This is a genomic window from Aphanothece sacrum FPU1, assembly GCF_003864295.1.
Lineage (GTDB): Bacteria > Cyanobacteriota > Cyanobacteriia > Cyanobacteriales > Microcystaceae > Aphanothece_B > Aphanothece_B sacrum.
Genome location: NZ_BDQK01000003.1, coordinates 24,394 through 36,950, shown reverse-complemented (window position 1 = coordinate 36,950; position 12,557 = coordinate 24,394). Strand labels below are relative to the sequence as shown.

Annotated in this window: 12 protein-coding genes and 1 pseudogene; 4 read left to right on the top strand and 9 right to left on the bottom strand. The window is 33.9% G+C overall.

Going from position 1 to position 12,557, the window contains the following annotated elements; genetic code table 11:
• Positions 1-38: 38 nt before the first annotated feature.
• The 5 genes and pseudogenes from AsFPU1_RS04670 to AsFPU1_RS04650 all read right to left on the bottom strand — a co-directional run.
• Positions 39-338, bottom strand: a pseudogene (locus tag AsFPU1_RS04670) (hypothetical protein); the annotation flags it as partial.
• 67 nt (positions 339-405) lie between these two features.
• Entirely contained in the window at positions 406-4,074 is a 3,669-nt protein-coding gene (gene smc, locus AsFPU1_RS04665) for a chromosome segregation protein SMC (RefSeq protein WP_124972240.1), read from the bottom strand.
• Positions 4,075-4,125: 51 nt separating this feature from the next.
• Positions 4,126-4,389: a hypothetical protein gene (locus AsFPU1_RS04660; protein WP_125061053.1), complete on the bottom strand. Its 264-nt coding sequence runs from the start codon at positions 4,387-4,389 to the stop codon at positions 4,126-4,128.
• Positions 4,390-4,527: 138 nt separating this feature from the next.
• Positions 4,528-4,701 carry a hypothetical protein gene (locus AsFPU1_RS22465; protein ID WP_172957450.1) on the bottom strand — a complete coding sequence of 58 codons (174 nt, stop codon included), beginning with the start codon at positions 4,699-4,701 and terminating at the stop codon, positions 4,528-4,530.
• Positions 4,698-5,177: a hypothetical protein gene (locus AsFPU1_RS04650; RefSeq protein WP_227875706.1), complete on the bottom strand. Its 480-nt coding sequence runs from the start codon at positions 5,175-5,177 to the stop codon at positions 4,698-4,700. The genes AsFPU1_RS22465 and AsFPU1_RS04650 overlap by 4 nt, the downstream gene beginning before the upstream one ends.
• A 115-nt stretch (positions 5,178-5,292) precedes the next feature.
• Here AsFPU1_RS04650 and AsFPU1_RS04645 point away from each other — a divergent pair, with 115 nt between their 5' ends.
• On the top strand, positions 5,293-5,709 hold the full coding sequence (locus tag AsFPU1_RS04645) for a DUF29 domain-containing protein (protein ID WP_124972244.1): 417 nt from the start codon (positions 5,293-5,295) through the stop codon (positions 5,707-5,709).
• Here AsFPU1_RS04645 and AsFPU1_RS04640 read toward each other — a convergent pair.
• From AsFPU1_RS04640 to AsFPU1_RS04630, 3 genes are read right to left on the bottom strand one after another with little or no spacing between them, the layout of a single operon-like run.
• Positions 5,706-6,752 (bottom strand): dipeptide epimerase, encoded by a 1,047-nt coding sequence (locus tag AsFPU1_RS04640; protein WP_124972246.1) that lies wholly within the window; start codon positions 6,750-6,752, stop codon positions 5,706-5,708. The genes AsFPU1_RS04645 and AsFPU1_RS04640 overlap by 4 nt on opposite strands.
• 16 nt (positions 6,753-6,768) lie before the next feature.
• On the bottom strand, positions 6,769-7,419 hold the full coding sequence (locus AsFPU1_RS04635) for a Uma2 family endonuclease (RefSeq protein ID WP_124972248.1): 651 nt from the start codon (positions 7,417-7,419) through the stop codon (positions 6,769-6,771).
• A gap of 45 nt (positions 7,420-7,464) precedes the next feature.
• On the bottom strand, positions 7,465-8,907 hold the full coding sequence (locus AsFPU1_RS04630; RefSeq protein WP_124972250.1) for a sugar transferase: 1,443 nt from the start codon (positions 8,905-8,907) through the stop codon (positions 7,465-7,467).
• A 205-nt stretch (positions 8,908-9,112) separates the two neighbouring features.
• On the opposite strand from AsFPU1_RS04630, the gene AsFPU1_RS04625 reads away from it, so the two are divergent.
• From AsFPU1_RS04625 to AsFPU1_RS04615, 3 genes are all read left to right on the top strand, one after another.
• Positions 9,113-9,967: a universal stress protein gene (locus AsFPU1_RS04625; RefSeq protein WP_124972252.1), complete on the top strand. Its 855-nt coding sequence runs from the start codon at positions 9,113-9,115 to the stop codon at positions 9,965-9,967.
• An 88-nt stretch (positions 9,968-10,055) separates the two neighbouring features.
• Positions 10,056-10,472 (top strand): XisH family protein, encoded by a 417-nt coding sequence (locus AsFPU1_RS04620; protein WP_124972254.1) that lies wholly within the window; start codon positions 10,056-10,058, stop codon positions 10,470-10,472.
• Entirely contained in the window at positions 10,460-10,804 is a 345-nt protein-coding gene (locus AsFPU1_RS04615) for a XisI protein (RefSeq protein ID WP_124972256.1), read from the top strand. Before AsFPU1_RS04620 ends, AsFPU1_RS04615 begins: the two co-directional genes overlap by 13 nt.
• A gap of 595 nt (positions 10,805-11,399) precedes the next feature.
• On the opposite strand, the gene AsFPU1_RS04610 is transcribed toward AsFPU1_RS04615, so the two are convergent.
• The gene (locus AsFPU1_RS04610; RefSeq protein ID WP_227873388.1) at positions 11,400-12,437 is read right to left on the bottom strand and encodes an ISH3 family transposase; all 1,038 of its coding nucleotides are present in this window, start codon (positions 12,435-12,437) and stop codon (positions 11,400-11,402) included.
• Positions 12,438-12,557: the final 120 nt, after the last annotated feature.

Genomic DNA, 12,557 nt, shown 5'->3' with positions numbered 1-12,557 from the left:
TAGTATTTAATACTACTTTTTTGAAGTGCGGAATGTGGGTTATAAATATACATCCGTTTCGGGAAATCAACTTCATATTGGCTTTGTATCTCAATATGAATCAAAATCCACACTTCTTCCCCATCTAATAGCCAAACTTGATAAAGTTTATCAGCGAAACGTTTTTTAGTCTCCGATGAAGCCGTAATTTGTTGTAGTTCCTTATCAAGAGATTGGGGAATTTGTGTCCAATCAATTAACTCATAGACTGAGGGAAAAAAGAAACTTAAAAAGTCTTCAAAATACTCGCTTAAAGATTCTTTCCAGGATTCATCATAATTGGCTGTTAACTGGTTCATGATTATATTACTTTAAAGAATTAATAGTAATAGCTATTTTTACTTCTCTTTTAAAATAGATAAATGATTATAATTTAATTCCTAATACTTGAGTATAAGCCCCTCGCGCTTGAGTTACTCCTATCGTTCTTTGAGACGCTTCAATCATCGGACGACGCAAACTAACGACAATAAATTGGGCTTGTTGGGCTTCTTGTCTAATCATTTTTGATATTTTTTCGACATTAGCACCATCTAAAAACATATCGACTTCATCGAAGGCATAAAAAGGTGAGGGACGATATCTTTGTAGAGCAAAAATAAAGCTTAAAGCTGTTAATGATTTTTCTCCCCCTGACATGGAACTTAACCGTTGTACGGGCTTTCCTTTAGGATGGGCAACTAAATTTAATCCACCTTCAAAGGGATTTTCTGTATTATCTAATTGTAAGTATCCATCCCCATCAGATAAAGTAGCAAAAATACTTTGAAAGTTCTCGTTAACCGCATCAAATGCTTCTTTAAATGACCGGAATCTTAAAGTCGTAAAAGTTTCAATTCTTAATAATAATTCGGTTCTTTCTCCTTCTAATGTGGTCAGTTTATCTGATAATTCGGTTAATCTTTCTTGAGTTTTTTCATGTTCTTCTAAGGCTAACATATTAACTGGTTCCATCGCTTCTAAGCGTTTTTGTCCGTTCTTTATTTCTTTTTGTAATTGTTCAATGTAAGGGGTCAAATCTGTCGTATTGGGGTCAATTTCTGACAGCAAAGGCACTTCAGGTAAGGGATGAGGTAATTCTGTTTGTTGGGCAGTAATTTGTTCTTGAAGATGGGTTAAATTATCTTCTCTTTCTTGTTGTGTTGTTTGCAGTTTCTCTAATGCCCAGGTTTTTTGTTGATGATTTCTTTGTAATGATTGTAGGGCGGTTTCTGTGCGATCGCGTTCTTGTTTAGTTTCCCCTAACTTGAGGTTTAACTTTTCAATAGTTATCTCTAATTCTTGGATTTTTTCCTGTAGAGAAACCTGTTTATTTTGATTGTCTATTTGTTCATTATCAAGGTTGACTTCTTGCTGTTTATATGCTTCAATTCGTTGTTCTTCTTCCTTAACTTTTTCGGTTAAATATTGAGCTTGACTTTGACTTTCTTGGAGTCTTTGTTCAGCTTGTTTAAGTTCCTTTTCTCTTTCTTGTAAATGAGTTTCTTGGGTTTTAATTAACCCTTGAATTTGTTGCCATTCACTATGAGTTTGAGACTGTTCTAACTCATTTAATCTTCGCTGTTTTTGTTGTAATTCCGCTTCTAAAACTAGAATTTCCGCCCCTAAAATTTGTAAACGACTATTGACAATTTCTAATTCTTGTCGATGACGGGCTAATTGTAATTCTAATTTTTCTCGTTGTTCTTTGAGTCGTTTAATATCTTTTTCTAATTGTTGCTCAGATAATTTTTGTTCTCTTTCTGTTTGTCTTGCTTCTGTTAATTCTTTTGACAAACCTTGACTATCAAGCACTTTTTGTGCTAGTTTTTCTTCATTACGAGCTAATAAATTATCTAAATCTCCTAATCGTTTTTTCAGAGATCTAATTTCTTCAGACTCCCCTCTATTAACTGCCCCAAAACGTAGTGAAGATCGTTTAGGTTTACTACCTCCTGTCATGGCCCCACTGGTTTCTAATAAATCTCCATCTAAAGTAACTATACGTTGTTTTCCTAGATAATTACGGGCTTCATTTAAGGTTTCAAAGATAACAGTATTACCAAAAACATAAGCAAAAATCTTCTGATATTCAGGTTGACAAAGCACTAAATTAACCGCTAGATCAATATAACCTTTAGCTTGTTTAAAACTAGCATTATTTTGTCCTTGAGGTGAGTATATTTTATTAATAGGTAAAAACGTTGCCCGTCCCGCTTTTGCTTGTTTTAATAATTCAATTCCTGCGGCAGCAATAGTATCATCTTCAACTACTACATATCCTAATCTTGATCCGGCAGCTATTTCTAATGCTAATTGATAGCGGGGGTTAACTTGTCCCAGTTGTGCGACTAACCCACACACTCCCGGCAAATCTGATGTTAAAATCAGTTGAGTAGCATAGGTTCCTTGAGCTTCTTGTTGTGCTTGTTGAGAAGCTTCTTGACGATCTAATTCTCTTTGTTTTTCTCGCTGTTCTTTTAATAAACGGGTTTGAGTTTCTTCTAAGATACTTCGTTCTTGTTCTCTACTAGCAAATTGTTGAGCCAATGTTTGAATATTAGCTTCTGAGGTGATTAGTTGTTCTCGTAATTTTTTCAGTTCTTCTTGTTGTTTATTGAGTTCTTCTTCTAATGTTTCTAATTGTTGATTCTCGTCTATAATAGTATTGGTTAATTGTTGACTCCTTTCATTTAATTGTGCTTGTTCTGTTCGTTGCGGGGTTAAACTTTCTTGTAAGTTAGATAGTTGACGACTTAGATTAGCTTGTTCTTGTACCCAAGCATCTGAAGCTTCAGCGATCGCATTTGCTTGTTGTCTCACCATCTCTAAAGTATGACGATTGCGATCGCGTTGTTGAATTAAAGTAGGAAGAATATCTATTTCTAATTCTTTGATCTCTTGAGTCAGATCTGTTAAAGTTTGATTATGTTGGACAATTGCGGCTTGAGTTTGAGCGATCGCGGCTTGAGTTTGTTGAGTTTGACTAACTAATTCTTGATAGCGTTGTTTTCGTTGGTTATATTGTGCCTTGTGAGTCGCTAGTTGAGAAGCAACTGTTAATTGTTCATCCTCTCCTAACGCTTTAACTTGACGGTTTAATTCTTCTAGGTTAGTAACAGTTTGATTTATCTGTTTACCTAACTCATTTAAGTCAGATTGTAATTGAATTTCTTCTTGTTGTCCTGTGGTGATTTGACCTTTAACAATTCTAACTTGCTGTTGTAAAGATTGCCAAATTAATACAATTTCCCACTGTTGCTTGGTCTGAACTTCTGCTTTTAACTTCTGATATTTTTCAGCTTTAATGCGATCTGCACTTAACCGTTCTAAAGATCGTTTTAACTCAGTTTCAATAATACGACAACGATCTTCTCTATCCCTTACTTCCTCTAAAGTTTCCTTCGTCTTTTCAATTTTACGATCAAATTCTGCTACTCCTGCTAATTCATCAATAATTTGCCGTCTTTCCTTAGAATTCATAGTAATAATACGGGTCACATCCCCTTGTAATACCACGTTATATCCTTCAGGATAAATGCGTAAACGGTTTAATTGTTCATGAAGTTCACTAACATTACAAGGTTCATTATTAATATAATAATTAGAAGAATAACTGCCTCCTGGTGTCACTCGTAACCGTCGCGTTACCGTCCATTCATTATTATTAATAACCTCTGGGGTTTCAATATTTTCTAAATCTTCTAACTCATCAGATGGTTTATTTTCCTTGGTATTATTATTAGTATTGGCAGAAGAATTAAAATTAACATCACCTAACTCTGAGAGGTCAGAAATATCAAAAGTCACCGAAACTATTGCTTCTTGAGTCTTGCGATTATTACTATGATTATGATTAACTAAATCAGGAAGACGTTCGGCCCGCATCCCTTTAGAAGTAGCCAGACCCAAACAAAAAAGTAGGGCATCGAGTATATTGGACTTACCCGACCCATTAGGCCCAGATACCACCGTAAACCCAGGTAGAAACGGTATGGCAGTAGTCCCGCCAAACGATTTAAAATGAGATAGTCCGATGCGCTTAATATGAACCATAGGCGCAGATAGCCCGTTTATCCCAGTCCGCGAAAATAACAGTTAATTGATCTAGTCTAGCAACTTATGACACCTTTGCGTATAAATAGGTTCCATTTCTTCAAAAACAGGTGCATAAGGATCGACACCGGATTTATACACTTGATATTTAATAATATTTTCATGGTTAACTATCTTAGGTTGAGGATTAATTGATGTTTTAATGATGTTAAGAATAGCATTGTGAATCAGTTCGTCAACATCTAATCCTGTTACGGCAGATGCTTGGTAAAGATCTTGAATTTCTTGGGGGGTGAAGTTAATGTTAATAACCATTTTTGCTGGCGAGGATTAAATAGAGGAATTTCTTCTTTTCTTTCTGGATCGATTCCTGTTGTAAAATTATCAATCATTTAGATTCTGCAATTATTTTTGCATTCATCAGGGTAAAAATTTGATTGAGTTCTAATTTTGTCATTTACTGTGTTTTGTCAGACGATATTGAGTCAGAGAACTACTACGAATATCTGCTTCCACTTGAGCAATTAATTCATCAAGTTGAAAATTTAGTGTATCCCATTGGCGACTATTTTCTTTAAGTCGGGATGCCATTTTTTGAAAGGCTTCTGCGTCGGGTTGTTTTTTCATAATAAACCAGTATCTCTTTTTGATTCTTGAATAGTGGCTAAAGATGAAGCTAGATTTCCTTGAGCTTGTTCAATGGATTTAATCAGTAATTCTAGTGTAGCAGCATCGGCTATAGGTTGAGCTTCAGCAATCCTTAAAAGTAGGGTGTTCAGCCGAGAATAGGAGTTTCTCATACGCTCAACAATATTTTGCAGTTCTTCTAGGACAATAAGGGTTATTTCTGTTTCACCAAACTGTTCTAAAATTTGGGACTCGGTTGCTTTTGCTTCGTTAATGAGTTCAAGTAATTGACGATAAATTGTTAAGATTGTTATTAAGATTTCATTGGATATTTGTGCCATATAATTAAGATTATTTCTTGATATAATTCCAATATAACTTACTATTTTAATTGAAAGATAAATACGGTGTTGGGTTTCGTACCTCAACCCAACCGACAAGATACGCGATCGCACTATACAATTAATCAAATACATAATACATCAAACAATCTATTATTGTAGGTTGGGTTGACGAAGAAAACCCAACATCAACCTTGAAACTGCTACAATTAAAGAGTTGTTGGCATCGCATACCCCTATTGATATCATCATGACCAACCTTTACGAAGTAGATTTTTTTGAATGGACTAAGATCCAAGCAAGAGCTTTACAAGAACATAATACTGAAGCACTTGATTGGGATCATCTAAAAGAGGAGATAGAAGACTTGGGAAATGAGAAACTTAATGCTGTTAATAGCTTTTTGAAACGGCTGATAGAACACAGACTAAAACTTGATTATTCTCAAGAAATTTATCCCCGTAATCATTGGCTCAAAGAAGTTGATAATTTTCAAGATGAAATTGAAGATAGATTAACCCAGGCTATTTTAAATAAACTCGATATTTCGAAACAGTATGAAAGAGCTAGACGATTTTTTTTGCGAGAATATAAACTAGATATTCCTCAAAAATGTCCTTATACTTTTGAGGAATTAATGACTAGATACCCATTAAATAATGATTAGTTTAGTTTCTTTACTCCTAATCCTGGTAAATTATTTAACATTAACTTTCCTTCTTCTAAAGTAACACCTTGAAAGGGATCATCTATTAAGTTAAAATGACTATCTAAGTCTAAATAATCAGCATAAGGTGCAAGATGACACATAGCAGTATTAGCTAAACTACTATCAGAATAACAACCATACATAATTTGTAATTTACAAGCTTTTGCTATAGCAATCACTCGCATTACTTCTGTTAATCCTCCTGCTTTCATTAGTTTAATATTAATACCATGAACATAAGGAGAAAGTTTGATAATATCTTGACTTTTAAAACAACTTTCATCCACAAAAATAGGGAGATGCGATCGCTGATATAATTGGGGTAAGTTTCCTTCATCTCCTACTTCTAAAGGTTGTTCTATATATTTAACATTTTGAGTGGCTAACCAATCACTCATATAGATAGCATTTTTGATATTCCATCCCCCATTAGCATCAACGGTTAAAGGAATATGAGGAGTAGCTTCACGAATAGCTACAATCATTGCTTTATCTGCTTCTATTCCATCAGGGGAACCTAACTTAATTTTTAATAGTTTAGCATCCATAAAATTAAGCCAATTTTTAACTCTTTCTACGGCTTTTTCGGGGGAACTAATACTAATAGTTACGGAAGTTGGAACAATACAATCACAATTTAAACCCCATAATTTCCATAGGGGTAAACCTACTTTTTTTCCCAACCAATCATGTAATGCTGTATCAATGGCTGCCCTTAAAGATGAATTAAGATTATTTTCTAATAAAACTGTTTCTATTTGTTGACGTTGTAAAGGGTTAAACTTTTCTAAAGTAGGGATAATTTTCTCTAATTCTTGTTGCAATTTCTCTGGATTTATGCTAGTTCCTTTGATGACAGAAAAAGGTGAAGCTTCTCCCCATCCTTCTATTCCTTCTGACTCTATTTTTAACCAAAGATTAGTTGTTTGGGCAGTAGTTCCCCGACTAATGGTTAAAGGGAATCGTTTATGAACTGTAAAAGTTTTAACTGTAATTTGCATGATAAATTAACTAGATTTAAGATTTTTTTTCAATGAAATTTTCCAATTCTTCTAATGCTTGAACTGTTCCCACTTGCCAAGAAAGTTCTATTATAGTGGGAATAATTTGAGTTAGGGGAACATCAGGGAAAATCAAACTAGAGTTAGCTTTAATATATTTTCCATTTTCTAGTAAATATATAATTAGTTCACCTTGATTATAAATCCAAAGTTCAGGAACTTCAAGGCTTTCATAAGCACTCAAAGTCGTTTTGGATGTAACATCTATTTCAATGGCTAAATCTGGGGGGGGATCATCATATTGTAAGCGACGTTTACCCATCATTTGCTGATAATTATCAATATAGAAACAAGCATCTGGTTCTACTCCTGCTGTATTTTCTTTCTTAAATGTAGTTGAACCAAAAGGTTCATATTTTCTGCCTGTTCTTTTAAGCAATATTTTAACCATGTCTGAGATTAAATCTTTTGATTTTTCATGTTCAGGGAGAGGAACCATAATCTCTAAAGTATCTTGATAATAACAAATTCTTGATGTTCTTTTTTGTCCCATTTCTTGTAAAATACTTTCAAATTCTTGCCAACTGATATTAGGAATAGTAACCCTACTCCCAGATTCTAACTTCATTTGACTAACGGGTTTAATAACAGGAATAATAAGAGACATAAGCATTAATATTATAAAAGATAAATCTGATAACTGTTCACTGATTTAATAAGCACCCTTACCAAAGACAACAATTCTCACAGTTTCGACTAAAATATCTAGATCCAAATTCAATGACCAATTATCAATATAATATAAATCTAAGCGAGCCGCATCACTAAAATCTTCAATATCAGACCGTCCTGAAATTTGCCATAATCCTGTAATTCCTGGTAAAACTTGATGTCGAATATGATGCCATTCTTCAAACCTTTCTACATCTCTTAAAGGTAAAGGACGAGGGCCAACTAAACTCATTTGACCGATTAATACATTAAATAATTGAGGCAATTCATCAATGCTACTTTTGCGTAAAAAGTGACCAATAGGAATAATTCGAGGATCTTTTTTAATCTTAAAAAGAACCCCATCTTCTGACTCATTTTGTCCTTCTAATTCTGCTTGTAATTTATGGGCATTCGTCACCATTGTCCGAAACTTCCACATCTGAAAGACTTTACCATGTAATCCTATGCGTTCCTGACGAAAAAAAACAGGCCCTGGTGATGATAATTGAATCGCTATCGCTACTCCTAAAAATAGAGGGCATAAGACAATAATTCCTAATAAAGAACCAATGATGTCTAAACACCTTTTAAAGCGATAATCCCACCCCACTAACACAGAAGTTTGGACTCTTAAAGTAGGTAAACCTGCGAATATTTCAGGAATTCCTCGACGATAAAGAATCTCTCTACTAGAAGGTAATAAACGTAAAGCAATACCACCCCGTCTTAAATTCCAATAAAGAGTAGAAGCTAATGCAGTTTGAGGTAAATCTTCTGCTAATACTTCTATAGCCCCTGATCTCATAATAGCTTGTAAGGTAGTAGGACTATTAGCCGTTGAAGCTAAAGCAGCCCCAACAATTTTATAATAAGAACGTTTTTCCATAACTTGAGATAGTTTTTTTAAACGGGAAGCATTAGCAATTAAGAAAACTTTAACTTTAGAATTTTTAGGCTGTATTTGACCGAAAATTAAAGTAATTATTAAACGAAAACCCATTACTAAAATAACACTACTAATCCAAGCCGTAAAAAATAGCGATCGCGGAGGATCAAGTTTAGGATCATAAAAATAACTAAACACCAAAGAAAGTAAATAAACTAGAGTAATTACTTTAGCTGTGCGAATATAATTTTGACTACTAGGAGAGGGACTATATAAACCACCATAAGCAAAAAAGATTAAAATAATAGCAGAAAATACCCAGAATAAACTGGGCATTCCTAACCATACCCACCAAACTAATTCGGGAGGAAGTGGCGAATAAAATTGATTGAAATAAACAGCCATTAGCCAAGCACCTCCAATAGCGAAAAGATCACTTAGGAGTAAAATAGAAATACGATACCAGGGTTGATTGGCTAAATGTAACCAACGAAACCGATGGGGGGCGCGAATATCGGCAATAAATCTGCTTGTCTGAGAGGGAAGCTTTTTCATAATAACAAGGTCAGGCGTTTTTCCCTGTTTGTTCTAATTATCACCTGAATTACTCGTTAAGGGATCGGGAATGTCTATACTCTGAGCATAGCGGATTTTAGAAGTCTCTCTCCTTCGTAATAAATTGTTAAATATAGATGGCGGAGAATAGGAGTATCCTAATAGCAGAAACAGCTAATCGTCGTTACTAACATAGTTTTAATCCATGCTGGAAAAAATATTATACGCCGACTCAGGATCAAGTACGACTCAAGATATGCTTAAAGTTTTGATGGATCTTCCCGCCATCAAAAAAGCTTCTCTTAACATTCTGCACGTTGTTCCTCCCCAAATTACCACTGATGCGATCGCAACTAAATGGGAAGAAGGAGGGAAAAGTATCGCCGGAATTTTAGATAGTCTGCAACTTGAAACCTCCCAAGTCTCCACCATGTTACGTCAAGGAGATCCTAAAGATACAGTTTGTCAAGTCGCTGATGAACTCAATGCGGATTTAATTATTATGGGATCACGGGGATTTAAACGCCTCGAAGCCATTTTACAAAATTCCGTCAGTCAATATGTCTTCCAACTCACCAGTCGCGCGATGTTGCTGGTAAAAGATGACATTTATGTCAAAAAAATCAAGCGGGTGATGGTGGCCCTTGATAAATCGGCGGCCGCTGATTATGCTTTAGATTTAGCCCTTTATTTGCTACGGGACTATTCAGAAGCAGAATTAATTTTAGCGAGGGTTAACCCTGACTTAAAACCGGAACTCCTACCCCTATCTAAAGCGGAAATGGAAAATAACCCGGTTCTTGCACCCGCAGCAGCTAAAGCGAAACGAATGGGTGTTTCTCATCGCTGTATTGTCACAGGGGGTAAACCAGGGGAACAAATTTGTAAGTTAACCGAAGAATATAACATTGATTTGTTAATGTTAGGTTCCCCAGAACGTCGTCCCTCGGTAGCTAGAAGTTTGCCAGATCTTGATCGTCTTTTGGGAACTTCCCTATCAGATTATATTCGGGTTAATGCTAATTGTCCTGTTCTTTTAGCCCGTCGAGAAGGTACTTAATTAGTAGGGTGGGCAATGCCCACCTTAACTGAAATAAAATCAATGTAAAATATCAAGTTCAATAATTTTAGTTACTATAATTAAGGTAATGCCAGCAAAGGATACTTATCATAATGCGGTCAAAAATGCTTTAATTAAAGATGGTTGGACAATTCTTCGTGATCCTTATACAATTAAGTATGAAGAAATACAATTATTTGCTGACTTATTGGCCGATAGAACGTTAGAAATTGAGCGAAATGGACAACAAATTATTGTTGAGATTAAAAGTTTTATTAGTCGTTCACCAATGCGTGAATTTGAAACAGCATTAGGTCAATATATTATCTATCGTACTTTATTAAAAGCTGTTCTTCCCCAAACTAAAATTTATTTAGGTATTAGTCGAGGTATTTATCAATCATTTTTTCAACAAAAAGCAATTTCAATAGTGCTGGAAGAAATTAAAATACTATTCATTATTGTTGATTTGAATAAAGAGGAAATTATCAAATGGATAAACTAGAAAAGTATCGTAATTTAATTAAAAAAATTCTCACTGAATATGAAAACTTAGCATCACAAACCCCTAACCCTTCTGGTGTTGATAGTATTTTAGCCTTTGATGAAAAAAGAGAACAATATCTTTGGTTTCAAACAGGTTGGCATGATGATAAAAAGATTAGAGGTATTACTATTTATATCCGTATTAAAAATGAGAAAATTTATATAGAGGAAGATTGGACAGAGGAAGGTATTGCTACTGAGTTATTAAGGGAAGGTGTACCCAAAGAGGATATTGTTTTAGCCTTTCATGATCCTGAAACCCGTAAATTAACTGAGTTTGCTATTGCTTAAAACCGTACAATTTTGGGAATAGGTAATAGTAAAATAAATTGAGCTTTTTTCTACTAAAATTGATTTTATTTTGCTTTATACAAGTAGTTTAATATGAAACAGCTTATCAATTATTAGGTCTAGCTAGTAGCATCATTACCTAAATCTGGATTTTGTTTCAAGATTTCTGACGCTTCTGAAGTTGGAATATGTAGGTTGATTTGAAAAACTATTTGATCTCGTTCAACAGTAATGCTGCTGATATTAATCAAGCTATCGTCAGGTAACAACTTATTGACAGAAACTTGAGTTGATGAACCATTTTTATAACCAGCTTCTTCTAACCATTCTCTTACCTTTCTCCAGTTATCTATTCTTTCATCAAATTTCAGTAGATGGAAAAGTTTGGATTTAATGCGATCGCTCTAGTTTTTAGTATCATAAGATACTAACCCCCCCCTAGTTTAATAAAGAAAACTTATAATAATACAAAAAGTATTATTGTTTTTAACCAGAGGGTAAATAAATAGTATCAACAACTTGATATAATCTATCAATAGCCTGTCTGGCGAAACAATAACATCTGTTTAAAAGTGAAGATATCTCTGTAAATTAATCATCCCCCTCGGTTCGGTAAACTAACTTTTTTCCAGAGCAAATTAACCCAAATATTAACAAGAAGAAAAGAGATCCCGATAAATAATAAGCGAATTACTGGTTTTTTATTAATAGTTTTAATACGACAAATATTTTTGATTCTATAACTACTCTCAATGCCAAAACGTCGGCGATAATCGGTATGAATATAATCTAAACGAATTTTTGGTTGGTAAACAACATAGACAAAATATTCAATTCCATGTTTTTTTCTTTTCCCCTTTTTGTACTTACAGATTATCCACAAATCAAGAGTGACAAAATCTTCTTTATTTTTTTCCATAGTATAAGTCGTTTTATAACTCTTTCTACCTTGAAGAAATTGTTTAATACCTCCCGTTTTTCCGGTTTTAATTGCTGGCATCATGAAAGGAATTCTTAATGCTTTTAACCAACGAATTACAGCAATACTGAAAAAACCTCGATCTAAATAAAGAGTTTTTATCTCTATTTTTAGAGAAGATACAGAAGCTAATAAATAGGTAATAATGGCGACATTCGTATCTCGCTGACGAATACCTCTGATAGCTAAAGTAAGTCTTTTCCCTTTTTTGATAACATATAAAGTGGCATAAGCATAAAAGGAACAAGTTCCACATTTCGCTTGACTTCGATAAATATAAGGCATTTCTTCTGGTGTAGGATTGCCATAATAAGGAATTAAATTTAAGTCAATTGCTAATTTAAGTTTTTTCTGGGCAATGCCAGGTAATTTTCTACTTTTTAAAGCTGAATTAATGTTTGTTTCTAATTCTTCAAAATCATTGAATTTATCGAGGTGATATCTAATATTTTTACCACAGGGAGACTTTTTTAAACTTTTAGTTGTATTTTCAATACTATCACAATTACTGGCTGCTCTGACTAAAATTTGATACAGATCCGAGGCGTTAAATGCTCCCTGTGTTTCCAGGGGTATATTTTGTCTTAAACAATCAATAGTTTCTTCTAATGTTTCTGATTCTGTTAGAAGAATTCGGGGATTTAAGTCAGTCAATTCTATTTTTTTGATTTTAATTTATCTCTTAAATCTTAGCATTTTTTCTGATAATTGAGAGACTTTTAATGATATCTTTTTTTGAGATAAAAATTGATAATTTTTTCTTATCATTTATTC

Bases quoted from the DNA above. Each gene is read 5' to 3' on its own strand.
- AsFPU1_RS04625 (WP_124972252.1), top strand. From the start codon at position 9,113: ATGCTGGAAAAAATATTATACGCCGACTCAGGATCAAGTACGACTCAA.
- AsFPU1_RS04660 (WP_125061053.1), bottom strand. From the start codon at position 4,389: ATGGTTATTAACATTAACTTCACCCCCCAAGAAATTCAAGATCTTTAC.
- AsFPU1_RS04645 (WP_124972244.1), top strand. From the start codon at position 5,293: ATGACCAACCTTTACGAAGTAGATTTTTTTGAATGGACTAAGATCCAA.
- AsFPU1_RS04635 (WP_124972248.1), bottom strand. From the start codon at position 7,419: ATGTCTCTTATTATTCCTGTTATTAAACCCGTTAGTCAAATGAAGTTA.
- AsFPU1_RS04640 (WP_124972246.1), bottom strand. From the start codon at position 6,752: ATGCAAATTACAGTTAAAACTTTTACAGTTCATAAACGATTCCCTTTA.
- AsFPU1_RS04630 (WP_124972250.1), bottom strand. From the start codon at position 8,907: ATGAAAAAGCTTCCCTCTCAGACAAGCAGATTTATTGCCGATATTCGC.
- smc (WP_124972240.1), bottom strand. From the start codon at position 4,074: ATGGTTCATATTAAGCGCATCGGACTATCTCATTTTAAATCGTTTGGC.
- AsFPU1_RS04615 (WP_124972256.1), top strand. From the start codon at position 10,460: ATGGATAAACTAGAAAAGTATCGTAATTTAATTAAAAAAATTCTCACT.
- AsFPU1_RS04650 (WP_227875706.1), bottom strand. From the start codon at position 5,177: ATGTATTTGATTAATTGTATAGTGCGATCGCGTATCTTGTCGGTTGGG.
- AsFPU1_RS04620 (WP_124972254.1), top strand. From the start codon at position 10,056: ATGCCAGCAAAGGATACTTATCATAATGCGGTCAAAAATGCTTTAATT.
- AsFPU1_RS22465 (WP_172957450.1), bottom strand. From the start codon at position 4,701: ATGAAAAAACAACCCGACGCAGAAGCCTTTCAAAAAATGGCATCCCGA.